We start from the raw sequence: 13,806 nt of genomic DNA, 5'->3' as shown, positions 1-13,806 counted from the left end.
GGCGCGTCAGGCAATCCTCTTGTCGGCGGAATCGCAGAGATCGGCGACGACACAGGTCTCGCAAACCGGGCGCAGCGCCTTGCAGGTGTAGCGTCCGTGCAGGATCAGCCAGTGATGTGCGTGCCGGCCGAACTCGGCCGGCACGGCCTTTTCCAGGCCCAACTCGACCTGCAGCACATTCTTGCCGGGCGCTATGCGCAGGCGGTTGGCGACGCGGAAGACATGGGTATCGACCGCGTGGGTGATTTCGCCGAAGGCGATGTTGAGCACGACATTCGCTGTCTTGCGGCCGACGCCGGGCAGGCTCTCCAGCGCCTCGCGATCCGCCGGCACCTCGCTGCCGAATTCCGCGATCAGTTTCTCGCTGAGCGCGATCACGTTCTTCGCCTTGTTGCGGTAGAGCCCGATCGTCTTGATCAGCTCGCGCACTCTGTCCTCGCCGAGAGCGAGCATTGCCTGCGGCGTGTCGGCGAGCTCGAACAGCCGCTTCGTCGCCTTGTTGACGCCGGCATCGGTCGCCTGCGCCGAGAGCACGACGGCGACCAGGAGCGTGAACGCGTTGACGTAATCGAGCTCGCCCTTAGGCTCGGGCCTCGCCTGCCGGAAACGGCCGAAGACCTCGTAGATCTCGGCAGCGCTGCGCGGCTTCGGTAGCGTGCTCCGCTTCGGCGGCGGGCTGCGGCGTTTCGGACTGTTCGGCATGGGCATCGCGGCGTTATAATTCGCGGATGACCTTGGGCAAGCCCGAATCCGACGAAGCAGGTGAGGCGGCCGAAAAGCCGGTCTTCGACGCGACGATCACGCCGCATCGCTCGCTCGGTCAGGATAATTTCCGGATCGTGATGACTTTGGTCTGCCTGACCAGCGTTGCCGCATCGATCCCCTTCATGGTGCTCGGCGCCTGGCCGGTCGCCGGCTTCTTCGGGCTCGACCTGCTCGCGCTCTACATCGCCTTCAAGGTCAACTTCAACGCGGCGCGCGCCTTCGAGCGCATCATCGTGACGCCGCTCGAGGTGCTGCTGCGCAAGGTCTCGCATCACGGCCGCGAGAACATTTGGCGCTCCAACCCCGCCTGGACCAAGCTCGAGCGCGAGGATGACGAGGATTACGGCCTGCTCGCGCTTTCACTGGTTTCGCGTGGGCAGCGGACCGTGGTCGCGTCCGCGCTCTCGCCGCAGGAACGCGAAGGTTTCGCGCAGGCGCTTGGCACAGCGCTCGCCAAGGCTAAGCGCGGCCCGGATTTCGAGCCCGCCTGAGCATGGCCGCGACGATCATCCCGCTGATCGCATGGGCGGTGATCGTGGTCGTGCTCGGCGCCGCCTTGCGGGCGACGCTGCGCAAGCCAGGCCCGGCATCGGCGGCGCAAGTCAGCGATGGCGAGGCGAGGGTTCGCGCCTACGGCCTTGTGCTGCGCGACAAGCTCGATCGCGCCTTGTTCGGCCCTGTGTTGGCGAGGCAGGTCTGGGATCGTCTGATGACCTGTCCGGTTGGCGAGGGCCTGATCCACGAATTCCACCGCGACTTCTGCGGTCACGGGCTGATCCGTACGGAAGAAGGCGTCAAGCTCTGCGACATCCTGGACGGCCATCACCCGGGTGAGGCGATAGCGGAATGGCGCTCGCGCGAGGCCCTCGTCGCCTTCTTTGCCGAGCAGTCGGATTATAGCTGCAGCGGCTGGGACGAAGCCTCGCCGGTCTTCTTCACCAGCGACGAATGGTATCGCAACAACCAGCGCCTGACGCGCGAGAAGCTGCAACACTTCGTTTGAGAGGACTGCGGACCTGAGGCGAGCTTGTCAGCTTTCGGGTGGGAGACGCATGCTGACATGACTAGCTTCGTGAGCATGACATTCAGATCGCGAGGATAGAAAGATGAACGCTCACTCCAGCTTCCGAACTGCGATGAAACCGATCACCGTCTCCAACGCCGTGCTCGCCCGCGCCGCCGAAGCCATGCCTTCTGAGGCCGATTTTCCGGCGGCCGCGCCGGGCTCGGATTACGATACGGTGCGCCGCATCCTGTCCTACATCACCAACAACTGGCGCCAGCAGCCGACGATCGAGGCGATCGCCGATGCAGCCGGTGCAACCCCGACCGATGTGCATCACCTGTTCCGGCGCTGGTGCGGGCTGACGCCGAAGGCCTTCCTGCAGGCGATCACGCTCGACAACGCCAAGGGCTTGCTGGCGTCCTCCGCCAGCATCCTCGACACCAGCTTCGAGGTCGGACTCTCTGGGCCGGGTCGCCTGCACGATCTCTTCGTCACCCATGAGGCGATGTCGCCGGGTGAGTGGAAGACCGGCGGCGAGGGCCTGCGGCTGTCCTATGGCTTCCACACCTCGCCCTTCGGCGAAGCGCTGATCGTGGTGACCGAGCGCGGCCTCGCCGGCCTCGGCTGGGTCTCGAACAGCCTCGACGGCGGCAAGGTCATCGGTGGCCGGGCCGAGGCGCTCGCCGACATGATGCGGCGCTGGCCGCACGCGGACTACCGCTTCGATCCGCAGGCGACGAAACCTTATGCCGCCCGTATCTTCGAGCCCGGCAGCTGGTCGCCGCAGACGCCCTTGCGCGTCGTGTTGATCGGCACCGATTTCGAGGTTCGCGTCTGGGAGACGCTGCTGCGCATTCCAGTCGGCTGCGCCACCACCTATGGCGACGTCGCCGGCCATATCGGCAAGCCCTCGGCGGCGCGCGCAGTTGGCGCGGCGGTCGGCAAGAACCCGATCTCCTTCGTCGTTCCCTGCCACCGCGTCATCGGCAAGTCCGGCGCGCTCACCGGCTACCATTGGGGACTGACGCGCAAGCGCGCCATCCTCGGCTGGGAGGCAGGCCAGGTCGCGAGCGGCCAGGCAGCCTGAGGCGGTACGCTTACTGGATGGCTGGAGCGGGCGCCGCCGCGGGCGGGGGCGCCCGTCTTGCCGTGGCCGGGCGCGGCTTCGCCGTCTCGGGCTTCGGTTCGGGCAGGCCGAGCCGGGAACGGATCGAGGCAGCCCGAGCCTCGGTCACGCGGGCTCCGCAGAAGCCGTGTGAGCCCTCGCGCTGGAAGTCGCGGCAGATCTGCTCGCGCTCCGAGGAGAAGCCCGCCTGCTCGCGGGCGATCGTGCGTTGCTCAGGCAGGTCGGCCTTGGCGGAGAGCGCGCGAAAGCCCTCTCGGACCGCTGTCTCCGCCTTGTTGCGCTCGCCATCGATCTCCCTGGCGCGGGCAGGAAGTGTGCGTACATCCGGCCCCCAGACGCCGCGGGGATCGATGCGGCACGCTGCAGCCTCGATCACGCAGGGCTGCTCCGGCGCGACCACCAGGAAAGCGCCCTCAAGCACGTCGAAGACGATCGGGCAGGCCGGCGCCTCGAGCTTGTAGCGTGCCAGCCCCGCCGGCTTGCCGAGCGAGGTCACGGGCACAGGCGCATCGCCGAACGAGATCGCGCAGGGCTCGGTAAGGTTGCTGGACTGGAAGCCCTCGGCACGCAGTTTCAGGCCATAGCCACTGCCGGTCTTCTCCAGCGTTGCTTCGCCGAAACCGCCATTGCGGCGCAGCGTCTTGCCGAGAATCGAATCTTCGCCAGGAATCTTGATGGCCGGCATGGTGCGCGGACGCGGCGTCGTCGGGCCGCCGACCGAGGCCGGCGCCGACTGTTGGGCCCCGGGCGCGTTGAAGGGCTGCGCGCCGGGCAGTTGCAGTGGCTGCGCCAGAACCCCGCTCGCAAGGCCGAGCCAAGCCAGCGCTGCGCCGGCGGCGAGACGATGGGCGGTCGGGCGGCGAGTCGTGTTCACGGCTGGTTCCCGTTGCGCAAGGTTCTTTGAATGAATTGGCCGAGCTTGCTGCGCAAGAGCACGAAGGCAACACTTATCCAGAATGGTCAGCGCTGCGAATTCTGTGCAGGACACCGCTCAAAGCCGATTCTTAATCCGGCTCCGTGCCTTGCAAGCAGGGCGTCACCCTCCCTATATACGCCGCCAAGCGGTGGTTTTCACGACCATCGGGGCCGGATTGTGCCAAGCGCTAACATTCACATGCGAGCGCTGAAACGCAGGACCGGTCGATCTTTATTCTAACCGGCGGCCGAAACCGGGCCGGGGCCAAAGCCTCGTTCCGTCGCTTCGCCGCCAGACGTGGATATCCCGGGTTCGTTCGCCGCGGAAGGTGGGGGCGATTCGGGGCCATGGGCCGGAGGACGGCGCTTCGTGCGCGGGCTTTCCGGCGATCTGCTAAATCGAAAGGGATCCCATCCATGGGTAAAGTAATCGGTATCGACCTCGGAACGACCAATTCCTGCGTTGCAGTGATGGAAGGGTCGACGCCCAAGGTCATCGAGAATTCGGAGGGCGCCCGCACCACGCCGTCCATCGTCGCCATCACGGATGACGGCGAACGTCTGGTCGGCCAGCCGGCCAAGCGCCAGGCGGTGACCAATCCGGAGCGCACCTTCTTTGCCATCAAGCGCCTGATCGGGCGTACTTTCGACGATCCGATGACCAAGAAGGACATCGATCTCGTCCCCTACAAGATCAAGAAGGCCCCGTCTGGCGACGCCTGGGTCGAGGCCGACGGCAAGGATTACTCGCCCTCGCAGATCTCCGCCTTCACGCTGACGAAGATGAAGGAGACCGCGGAGGCCTATCTCGGCCAGCCGGTCACTCAGGCTGTCATCACTGTCCCGGCCTATTTCAACGACGCCCAGCGCCAGGCCACCAAGGATGCCGGCCGCATCGCCGGCCTCGAGGTGCTGCGCATCATCAACGAGCCGACTGCGGCTGCGCTCGCCTATGGCCTCGACAAGAAGCAGGCCGGCACCATCGCGGTCTATGACCTCGGCGGCGGCACCTTCGACGTTTCGGTCCTCGAGATCGGCGACGGCGTCTTCGAGGTGAAGTCGACCAATGGCGATACCTTCCTCGGCGGCGAGGACTTCGACATGCGCCTGGTCGAGTACCTGGCGGAGGAGTTCAAGCGCGAGCAGGGCATCGACCTGAAGAAGGACAAGCTCGCTCTGCAGCGCCTGAAGGAAGCTGCCGAGAAGGCCAAGATAGAGCTGTCGACCACCGCGCAGACCGAGATCAACCTGCCCTACATCACGGCGGATGCCTCTGGTCCGAAGCACCTCGCCATCAAGCTTTCGCGCGCCAAGTTCGAGAGCCTGGTCGACGACCTGATCCAGCGCACCATCGAGCCCTGCCGCAAGGCGCTCAAGGATGCCGGACTGTCGGCGGGCCAGATCGACGAGGTCGTCCTGGTCGGCGGCATGACCCGCATGCCGAAGGTCCAGGAGGTGGTGAAGCAGTTCTTCGGCAAGGAGCCGCACAAGGGCGTCAATCCTGACGAGGTCGTCGCCATCGGCGCCGCGATCCAGGCCGGCGTGCTGCAGGGCGACGTCAAGGACGTGCTGCTGCTCGACGTGACCCCGCTGTCGCTCGGCATCGAGACGCTGGGTGGCGTGTTCACCCGCCTGATCGACCGCAACACCACGATCCCGACCAAGAAGAGCCAGGTCTTCTCCACCGCCGAGGACAATCAGGGTGCGGTGACGATCCGGGTCTTCCAGGGCGAGCGCGAGATGGCGGCCGACAACAAGATGCTCGGCCAGTTCGACCTGATGGGCATTCCGCCGGCTCCGCGCGGCATGCCGCAGATCGAGGTGACCTTCGACATCGACGCCAACGGCATCGTCTCGGTGACGGCGAAGGACAAGGCCACCAACAAGGAGCAGCAGATCAAGATCCAGGCTTCGGGCGGTCTCTCCGAGGCCGAGATCCAGAAGATGGTCAAGGATGCCGAGGCGAACGCTGCCGACGACAAGAAGCGTCGCGAGGTGGTCGAGGCCAAGAACCAGGGCGAGAGCCTCGTGCACTCGACCGAGAAGTCGCTGAAGGACTATGGCGACAAGGTTTCGGAAGCTGACAAGGGCGCGATCGAGACCGCGCTCGAGGGCCTCAGAACTGCGCTGACCGGTGAGGATGTCGAGGCGATCTCGTCGCGCACCAACGAGCTGATGCAGGTGTCGATGAAGCTCGGCGAGGCGATGTATGCCGCCAGCCAGGCCGAAGCGAATGCTCCCGAGGGCGCCGCTGTCGAGGAGCCGAAGAAGGACGACGTCATCGACGCCGACTTCAAGGACGTCAGCGACGACAAGGGCGACAAGAAGAAGAGCGCCTGAGGCGCGCTCGTCATTGACCGTGACGGGATGGCCGGGCTTGACCCGGCCATTACGTTAAGGCGATGGCGTCGGCAGGACATGACTCGCTGGCTTGTATGGACGTACAGGACGGCGCAGGGGCAGCTGGTTGAATGTCGAAGCGCGACTATTACGAGATCCTCGGGGTATCCCGGACGGTGACGGAGATCGAGCTCAAGGGCTCGTTCCGCAAACTCGCCATGCAGCATCACCCGGACAAGAACCCGGGCGACAAGCAGGCCGAGATCAAGTTCAAGGAACTCAACGAGGCCTACCAGGTCCTCTCCGACGGCCAGAAGCGCGCGGCCTATGACCGCTATGGTCATCAGGCTTTCGAGAACGGCGGCGGGGGCGGTGGCCCGGCCGACATGTCGGACTTCATGTCCGACATCTTCGAATCCTTTTTCGGTGAGGGCCGTGGCCGCGGCCCACGCGGCGCCAATGCCCGCGAGCGCGGCGCCGACCTGCGCTATAATCTCGAGATCGGCCTCGAGGACGCCTATACCGGCAAGAACGAGACCATCCGTGTCCCGACCTCGATGGCCTGCGAGGTCTGCTCTGGCACCGGCGCCAAGGCGGGCTCGAAGTCGCGCCAGTGCCCGACCTGCGGTGGTCATGGCCGCGTTCGCGCCAGCCAGGGCTTCTTCTCGGTCGAGCGTACCTGCCCGACCTGCGGCGGCCGCGGCGAGATCATCGACGATCCCTGCACCGGTTGCCAGGGCGCCGGCCGCGTCACCCGCGAGCGCACACTCTCGGTCAACATCCCGGCCGGCGTCGAGGACGGCACACGCATCCGCCTTGCCGGCGAGGGCGAGGCCGGCTTGCGCGGTGGGCCGGCGGGCGATCTCTACATTTTCCTCTCGATCAAGCCGCACGCCATCTTCCAGCGCGACGGCGCCGACCTGTTCTGCCGGGTGCCGATCGGCCTGACCTCGGCCGCGCTCGGCGGCGAGATCGAGGTGCCGACGCTGAACGGTGAAAAGGCCCGGGTGAAAATTCCGGAAGGCACCCAGACCGGCAAGCAGTTCCGGCTGAAGGCCAAGGGCATGAGCGTGCTGCGGTCGCGCGAGATGGGCGATCTTTACATCCAGGTTCTGGTCGAGACGCCGCAGAAGCTCACTGCCCGCCAGCGCGAATTGCTGCTGGAGTTCGAGCGCGAGAGTTCCGGCGCCACCCATCCCGAGACCGCCGGCTTCTTCGGCCGGGTCAAGGACTTCCTCGGCGGCCTCGGCGGCGCGGCCTGAGACGAAAAAACGGGCGCCTTGCGGCGCCCGCCTTTCTTTGATAGGGGCCGACCTTGCGGTCAGGCCTTGTCGATCACTTTCTTGACGGCGTCCTTGGTCTTGCCGATCGCCTGCTGGGCTTCGCCCTTGCGCTCCTGCGCGATGCCCTCGGCCTGCAGCCCGGGCTTGTTCAGCGCCTTGCCGGCGGCCTGCTTGACGTTGCCGGCCGCTTCATTGGCCATGCCCTTGATCTTGTCGGCGGTGCTGCCCATGGACGTTTTCCTTTTCGAATGACGCGAAATCGGCGCGGCAGCGCCGGTTCGGTGGAAGAACGTTGCCGCCAACTTTTGGTTCCGCCTCTCAGGCGGCTGCATCGGCCTCCGCGATCGCCCGCAGCGCCAGGCCCGTCGCCTCGTCGGCGGGGAAGAACGTTTCCAGCGCCAGCTCCGACAGGGTGACGTCGACCGGCGTGCCGAACACCGTCGTCGTCGAGATCAGCGAGAGCACGGTCTCCCCCAGCCGCAATTGCAGCGGCACGACGATCGGCGGCTCTGCTTCTTCGTGCGATCGGCCCTTCGTGGTCGGAACAGCCGGAACGGGATAGCTCAGCAATTCAGTCAGCAACTCGGCCAGCAGCGGATCGGCGGTGGCGCGAATCTGCTGGCGCAGCCGGGCGATCAGATGGCCGCGCCATTCGGCGAGATTGACGATCGCCGGGGCGAGCCCGCGCGGATGCAGGCTGAGCCTGAGCACGTTGACCGGCGGGCGCAGCAAATCGGCGTCCTCGACCAGCGTCAGCAGCGGCGGGATCATCGCGTTCGCCGCGAGCAGGGTCCAATGCCGGTCGATCGCGACAGCCGGGTAGGGTTCGTGCCCCTTGAGCAGCATGTCGATGGCGCTGCGCGCTGCCTGCAGGCTCGGATCCTCCAATGAGCGTTCGAGGTAGACCGGGGCATAGCCGGCCGAGAGCAGGAGCGCATTGCGCTCGCGCAGCGGCACTCCGAGATGCTCGGCGAGGAGCAGGACCATGTCCCGACTCGGCGCCGAGCGGCCGCTCTCGATGAAGCTGAGATGCTTCTGCGAGATCTCGGCCTCGAGGGCGAGATCGAGCTGGCTGAGGCGACGCAGCTGGCGCCAGTCGCGGATGAGATGCCCGATCACGGGCTGCTGGTGCTTGTTCATAGGAGGCAAGCTAGCCGCAGCCGGGGCGCCTTCCAATTACCTCCCGCTTAATCGACGGGCCGCTCAGGCTTCGTCAGCATGGCCTCCATCAGCAACGGCCCCGGACGAAACGGCGGCCCAAACCGGAGAACAGCCATGGCCTTCATCCAGTCCTCGCGCTTCCTGCGCAATGCTCTCGCCCTCGATGCCGCCGCCTGCGCTGGCACCGGCCTGCTGCTCAGCGTAGGCACCGGTACGCTCTCCGGCCTCCTCGGCTTCCCCGTCGAGTTCCTGCGCGGCGCCGGTCTCCTGCTCCTGCCTTGTGCCGCGGCACTCGCCTTCCTTGCCAGCCGGGTACGGCTGCCGCGGCTCGCCGTTTATGCCGTGATCGGCGTCAACATCCTCTGGGTCGCCGACAGCGTGCTGATCCTGGTCGCCGGCTGGTTTGCGCCGACCACGCTCGGCATCGCCTTCGTCCTGGCCCAGGCTGCGGCGGTGGCCGTCGTCACCGAGCTCGAAGTGATCGGCCTGAAGAAGTCGGTCACGGAAGCCGCCGGAGCCGAAGCCGCGCTACGCTGACTGCCCGTGCCCATGTTACGCCGCTACGGCTCCCGCCGCAGCGGCGTTTTGCTTTGCGACGGCTTGTCACGAAACTGTCGCCTGTGCTCACTAGCCGGAAGGCCTGCCTCCTCACTGCGGAACAGGACCGTCCAATGCGCAAATCCCTCGTCCTTGCGGCTCTCGCGACGCTCCTCGCTGGCGGCACTGCGCTCGCCGAGCCGAATTTCAACCGCATCGCCACCTTCCAGGTGCCGCTGAACCTGCCGGCCGACCGCGACGCGAAAAAGAAGACGGTCGCGGAGATCATCACCGCCAACGAGGCCGGGACCCTGCTCGCCTATACCGACGCCGAGCAGAAGGCGATCGGCCTCATCGACATCACCACGGCCAATGCCCCCAAGCCTGCCGGCTTCATCCCGGTCGGTGGCGAGCCGACCTCGGTCGTCATCCTGGGCGAGCGCGCCTTCGCTGTCGTCGTCTCGTCCGGTGACAACTTCAAGGAGCCGGCCGGTCACCTCGCTACCATCGACCTCAAGACCAGGCAGGTCGCCGCGACATGCGAGCTCGGCGGCCAGCCGGATTCGATCACGCTGACCAAGGACAAGGGCAAGCTCGCCATCGTCATCGAGAACGAGCGCGACGAGAAGCTCAACAAGGGCGACCTGCCGCAGCTTCCCGCCGGCAACCTCACATTGATCGGCATCAAGGGCGGCGAGGCCGATTGCGCTTCGAAGCAGATCGTCGACCTCACCGGCATCGCCGCCGTCGAGCCGACCGATCCGGAGCCGGAATTCGTCGACGTCAACCAGGACGGCCTCGCCGTCGTGACGCTGCAGGAGAACAACCACCTTGCCGTGGTCGATACGAAGACCGGCAAGCTCGTCGCGCATTTCCCGGCCGGCACCGTCGATCTCAAGAACATCGACAAGACCCGCGACGGCCAGATCAAGCCGACCGAGGAGCTGAAGGGCGTCCCGCGCGAGCCGGATGCGGTGCGCTGGATCGACAATGACCGGTTCGTCACCGCCAATGAGGGCGACTGGAAGGGCGGTTCGCGCGGCTTCACCATTTTCCGCAAGGACGGCACGGTCGAGTTCGATTCCGGCAACATGGTCGATCATGTCGCGATCCGCCTCGGCCACTACCCAGAGCGTCGCTCGGCCGCCAAGGGCAGCGAGCCGGAGGGGATCGAGGTCGGCACTTACGGCGGCGACCGCCTGATCTTCGTCGGGCTCGAGCGCGCCTCGCTCGTGCTCGTCTTCAAGGACGAGGGGGCTGGCCGGCCACCGCGCTTCCTGCAGGCGCTGCCCGCAGGCATAGCGCCGGAAGGCCTGCTCGCCATCCCGCAGCGCAACCTCTTGGTCTCGGCGTCCGAGGCCGATCTCGGCGAGAAGGGCGGACCGCGCTCGGCGGTGACGATCTACGAGCGTAGCGAAGCTCCGATCGCCTATCCGACCATCGTTTCGGCGGATGTCGACGGTGCTCCGCTTGGCTGGGGCGCTCTCTCCGGTCTTGCCGCGCATCCCGAGCTGCCGGGCCGGCTCTTCAGCGTCACCGACAGCGCTTATACGCCCTCGCGCATCCTTGAGATCGACGCGACGAAGAAGCCGGCGACGATCACCGGCTCGCTCGCCGTGACCAAGGACGGCAAGCCTGCCTCCTACGATCTCGAAGCGATCGCGACCCGCCCGGGCGGCGGCTTCTGGCTGGCGTCGGAAGGCGCGCCGGAGCGCAAGGAGAAGCCGACGCAGAACCTGCTGCTACGCGTCTCGGCCAAGGGCGAGGTCGAGGAGGAGATCGCCCTGCCGGAAGAGTTCGCCGCCAAGGCGATCAACCAGGGCTATGAGGGCGTCGCTGTCACCGGCACGGGCCCGGACGAGACGGTCTGGATCGCCGTTCAGCGCGAGTGGAAGGACGACCCCAAGGGCAAGGTCAAGCTGCTGACCTACAAGCCCTCCACCAAGAGCTGGGGCATCCTCTACTACCCACTGACGGCTCCCGCCGCCGGCGCCTGGATGGGCCTGTCGGAGCTGACCTATCTCGGCGACGAGACCTTCGCCGTGATCGAGCGCGACAACCAGTTCGGTGCCAAGGCGGTGAAGACGCTGGCGACCTTCTCGGTCAAGGGCCTGAAGCCGGCGCCGTTCGGCTCCTCCGAGATCCCGACCGTCGAGAAGAAGCTGCTGCGCGACCTGACGCCCGATCTGATGAAGCTCGGCGGCTACGGGCTCGACAAGGTCGAGGGCATGGCGGTCGACAAGGCCGGGGACCTCTTTGTCGTCACCGACAATGACGGCGTCGACGACTCCTCCGGCGAGACCCAGTTCTTCGCCTTCGGCAAGCTGGCGAAGTAAGCCTGCGAAAAGGGCAGGCCCAAGGGTACTATCTGCCGACTGTATCAAACCACTCCGTCATTCCGGACAAGCGGCGAAGCTGCGCAGCTCCGGAATTCATCGCAGGGCGCCGGAGCCCTCTGATGGATTCCGGCGCTCCGCTCCGCCGCTTGTCCGGAATGACGCAGCTTGATCGAAAAGAGCTCCAGCCGATCGCCTTGCGCTCCTGTGTGACGGTCTCGGCCCGAAGCCCAGGCTCGCCAAACGCCTTGCGGTTCGCTGCCCTTGGCGCTTGCACTGCAGACCGCAGCAATCCGGCGGGAACACGTCTTGCTGCCGGCGCTGCGACGTGCGCTACTTCCACAAAAGGGGAGGCGGCGCATGGCCCGTGAGGTTCTGTCACAGGACGGCACGCCGTCTCAGCACGATCACAATGGCTCCACCCCCGCTCTGACTTTCGGGGCTCTGGGCGTCGTCTACGGCGATATCGGTACCAGCCCGCTCTATGCGCTCAAGGAAGCGGCCCGGGCCGCGAGTGCCGGAGGAGCCTTGCAGCCGGAAGCCGTCATCGGCTGCGTCTCGATGATCCTCTGGGCGCTGATCCTGATCATTTCGATCAAGTACTCGATCTTGATCCTGCGCGCCGGCAATCGCGGCGAAGGCGGCATCATGGCGATGCTAGCCCTGCTCAAGGCGCGCCATGCCAAGCCCGGCACAGGGCGCGCCTATGTCCTCGTCATCGGACTCGTCGGTGCCGCTCTGCTCTATGGCGACGGTGCGATCACGCCGGCCATTTCCGTGCTCAGCGCGATCGAGGGTCTCAAGGTCGATGCGCCGATGCTGGCGCCGGCCGTCGTGCCGTTGACCGCCGCGATCCTGATGGGCGTCTTCCTGGTCCAGAGCAAGGGCACCGGCTTCATCGGCCGGCTGTTTGGGCCGATCATGCTGTTCTGGTTCCTGGTGCTCGCGCTGCTCGGCATCCGGGGCATCCTGATGGCGCCGGAGATTCTCGCGGCGATCAACCCGTTCAATGCGCTCTACTTCATCACCCACACCGCCCCGCTCGTCGGCTTCGCCGTGCTGGGTGCCACCTTCCTGGCCGTGACCGGGGGTGAGGCTATGTATGCGGATATGGGCCATTTCGGTCCCAAACCCATCCGCCTCGCCTGGTTCACCATCGTGCTGCCCGCGCTGATGCTCAATTATTTCGGCCAGGGCGGGCTGCTGCTCATCCAACCTGCAGCCCTCAACAACCCGTTCTACCAGCTCGCTCCGGACTGGGCGCACTATCCCCTGATCTTCCTCGCGACCGCTGCCGCCGTCATTGCCTCGCAGGCTGTGATCACCGGCGCCTATTCGCTGACCCAGCAGGCTGTGCAGCTCGGCCTCTTCCCCGCTGTTCACATCAAGCACACGGCCCATGACCAGAAGGGGCAGATTTACATCCCGATGGTCAACTGGATGATCTGCCTGGCGACACTGACTTCGGTCTTCATGTTCCGCTCGTCCGATGCGCTGGCCGGCGCCTATGGCATCGCTGTTTCGTTGCTGATGGCCATCACCACCGGACTCGCAGCGCTGATCGCCCTCAAATGGGGCTACAACCCAATCCTTGTCGTGGTGGTCAACGGTTTCTTCCTGCTGATCGACCTCGCCTTCTTCTCAGCCAACTTGCCTAAGCTGCATGAAGGCGGCTGGTATCCGCTGGTCCTGGCGCTCGTGCTGGTGGTGATCATGCTGACCTGGCGGCGCGGCCTTGCTTTGGTGGAGGTGGCCCGCAGCCGCCAGCGGGAGCCGGAGAAGGAGTTTCTCGACATGCTGGCGACGAACCCGCCAGTGCGTCTTCCGGGGACCGCCGCCTTCCTGGCCTCTGCTGCGCGCGGGCTTCCGCTCTCGCTCACGCATTTCGTCCGCCACAACCACGCCCTGCACGAGCGGATTCTTCTTGTCACCGGCAAGCTGGAGGAAATCCCGCGCGTATCCGACGAAAACCGCATGGAGGTGATCGAGCTCGCCCCCGGCGTTACGCGCGTGATCCTGCATTTCGGCTTCATGGAGACACCGCGCATTCCTGACGGCTTGCGCTGCGGTGTCGAGCACGGCCTTCTGCGGGGCGTCGATCTCGACGAGATGTCGTACTATATCGGCCGTGAGACGATCATTCCGCGTGAGGAGATTGCGGGAATGGCCGTGTGGCGCGAGTCGCTCTTCTCCTTCATGCAGCGCAATGCCGAGCGTTCGGCCGCCCATTTCCATATCCCGGCCAAGCAAGTCGTGGAGGTCGGGGTGGAGATCGAGATCTGATCACCGGCGCGATCAGGCTACCGCGTCATTCCGGGGTTGGCCGAAGGCCTGAGC

12 protein-coding genes are annotated in these 13,806 nt (G+C 65.9%); 8 read left to right on the top strand and 4 right to left on the bottom strand.

Features of this window, described 5'->3' with window-relative positions:
- Window positions 1-6: 6 nt before the first annotated feature.
- Window positions 7-708 (bottom strand): endonuclease III, encoded by a 702-nt coding sequence (gene nth / locus ACSQ3M_RS09810; RefSeq protein WP_436149868.1) that lies wholly within the window; start codon window positions 706-708, stop codon window positions 7-9.
- Between the two features lie 20 nt (window positions 709-728).
- Between nth and ACSQ3M_RS09805 the strand changes: the two genes are divergently transcribed.
- From ACSQ3M_RS09805 to ACSQ3M_RS09795, 3 genes are all read left to right on the top strand, one after another.
- Window positions 729-1,256 (top strand): DUF2244 domain-containing protein, encoded by a 528-nt coding sequence (locus ACSQ3M_RS09805; RefSeq protein ID WP_436149867.1) that lies wholly within the window; start codon window positions 729-731, stop codon window positions 1,254-1,256.
- Window positions 1,257-1,258: 2 nt separating this feature from the next.
- Complete coding sequence (locus ACSQ3M_RS09800) at window positions 1,259-1,768, top strand: hypothetical protein (protein WP_436149866.1); 510 nt, start codon at window positions 1,259-1,261, stop codon at window positions 1,766-1,768.
- A gap of 184 nt (window positions 1,769-1,952) precedes the next feature.
- Window positions 1,953-2,858: a methylated-DNA--[protein]-cysteine S-methyltransferase gene (locus ACSQ3M_RS09795; RefSeq protein WP_126116225.1), complete on the top strand. Its 906-nt coding sequence runs from the start codon at window positions 1,953-1,955 to the stop codon at window positions 2,856-2,858.
- A gap of 10 nt (window positions 2,859-2,868) precedes the next feature.
- Here the strand turns inward: ACSQ3M_RS09795 and ACSQ3M_RS09790 are convergent, their stop codons facing one another.
- Window positions 2,869-3,771, bottom strand: a complete 903-nt coding sequence (locus ACSQ3M_RS09790) for a hypothetical protein (RefSeq protein ID WP_436149865.1) — start codon at window positions 3,769-3,771, stop codon at window positions 2,869-2,871.
- Window positions 3,772-4,229: 458 nt separating this feature from the next.
- On the opposite strand from ACSQ3M_RS09790, the gene dnaK reads away from it, so the two are divergent.
- The gene (dnaK, locus tag ACSQ3M_RS09785; protein ID WP_436149864.1) at window positions 4,230-6,152 is read left to right on the top strand and encodes a molecular chaperone DnaK; all 1,923 of its coding nucleotides are present in this window, start codon (window positions 4,230-4,232) and stop codon (window positions 6,150-6,152) included.
- 131 nt (window positions 6,153-6,283) lie between these two features.
- Window positions 6,284-7,414, top strand: a complete 1,131-nt coding sequence (gene dnaJ / locus ACSQ3M_RS09780) for a molecular chaperone DnaJ (protein ID WP_436149863.1) — start codon at window positions 6,284-6,286, stop codon at window positions 7,412-7,414.
- A 59-nt stretch (window positions 7,415-7,473) separates the two neighbouring features.
- Here dnaJ and ACSQ3M_RS09775 read toward each other — a convergent pair whose 3' ends face one another.
- Together ACSQ3M_RS09775 and ACSQ3M_RS09770 are read right to left on the bottom strand one after the other, a co-directional pair.
- A complete protein-coding gene (locus tag ACSQ3M_RS09775; RefSeq protein ID WP_436149862.1) occupies window positions 7,474-7,665 on the bottom strand; it encodes a CsbD family protein in 192 nt (63 codons plus the stop codon).
- 88 nt (window positions 7,666-7,753) lie between these two features.
- Window positions 7,754-8,575, bottom strand: coding sequence for a helix-turn-helix domain-containing protein (locus ACSQ3M_RS09770; protein WP_436149861.1), 822 nt, complete (start codon window positions 8,573-8,575; stop codon window positions 7,754-7,756).
- A gap of 135 nt (window positions 8,576-8,710) precedes the next feature.
- On the opposite strand from ACSQ3M_RS09770, the gene ACSQ3M_RS09765 reads away from it, so the two are divergent.
- The 3 genes from ACSQ3M_RS09765 to ACSQ3M_RS09755 all read left to right on the top strand — a co-directional run bounded on the left by ACSQ3M_RS09765 (window position 8,711) and on the right by ACSQ3M_RS09755 (window position 13,752).
- Window positions 8,711-9,133, top strand: a complete 423-nt coding sequence (locus ACSQ3M_RS09765; protein WP_436149860.1) for a hypothetical protein — start codon at window positions 8,711-8,713, stop codon at window positions 9,131-9,133.
- Between the two features lie 134 nt (window positions 9,134-9,267).
- Complete coding sequence (locus tag ACSQ3M_RS09760; protein ID WP_436149859.1) at window positions 9,268-11,469, top strand: esterase-like activity of phytase family protein; 2,202 nt, start codon at window positions 9,268-9,270, stop codon at window positions 11,467-11,469.
- Window positions 11,470-11,898: 429 nt separating this feature from the next.
- Window positions 11,899-13,752, top strand: coding sequence for a potassium transporter Kup (locus ACSQ3M_RS09755; protein ID WP_436150299.1), 1,854 nt, complete (start codon window positions 11,899-11,901; stop codon window positions 13,750-13,752).
- Window positions 13,753-13,806 lie beyond the last annotated feature (54 nt).

The organism is Allobosea sp. LjRoot90, assembly GCF_964254315.1.
Lineage (GTDB): Bacteria > Pseudomonadota > Alphaproteobacteria > Rhizobiales > Beijerinckiaceae > Allobosea.
This window is presented reverse-complemented; position numbering and strand designations above follow the sequence as displayed.

Bases quoted from the DNA above. Each gene is read 5' to 3' on its own strand.
- nth (WP_436149868.1), bottom strand. From the start codon at position 708: ATGCCCATGCCGAACAGTCCGAAACGCCGCAGCCCGCCGCCGAAGCGG.
- ACSQ3M_RS09805 (WP_436149867.1), top strand. From the start codon at position 729: ATGACCTTGGGCAAGCCCGAATCCGACGAAGCAGGTGAGGCGGCCGAA.
- ACSQ3M_RS09800 (WP_436149866.1), top strand. From the start codon at position 1,259: ATGGCCGCGACGATCATCCCGCTGATCGCATGGGCGGTGATCGTGGTC.
- ACSQ3M_RS09795 (WP_126116225.1), top strand. From the start codon at position 1,953: ATGCCTTCTGAGGCCGATTTTCCGGCGGCCGCGCCGGGCTCGGATTAC.
- dnaK (WP_436149864.1), top strand. From the start codon at position 4,230: ATGGGTAAAGTAATCGGTATCGACCTCGGAACGACCAATTCCTGCGTT.
- dnaJ (WP_436149863.1), top strand. From the start codon at position 6,284: ATGTCGAAGCGCGACTATTACGAGATCCTCGGGGTATCCCGGACGGTG.
- ACSQ3M_RS09775 (WP_436149862.1), bottom strand. From the start codon at position 7,665: ATGGGCAGCACCGCCGACAAGATCAAGGGCATGGCCAATGAAGCGGCC.
- ACSQ3M_RS09770 (WP_436149861.1), bottom strand. From the start codon at position 8,575: ATGAACAAGCACCAGCAGCCCGTGATCGGGCATCTCATCCGCGACTGG.
- ACSQ3M_RS09765 (WP_436149860.1), top strand. From the start codon at position 8,711: ATGGCCTTCATCCAGTCCTCGCGCTTCCTGCGCAATGCTCTCGCCCTC.
- ACSQ3M_RS09760 (WP_436149859.1), top strand. From the start codon at position 9,268: ATGCGCAAATCCCTCGTCCTTGCGGCTCTCGCGACGCTCCTCGCTGGC.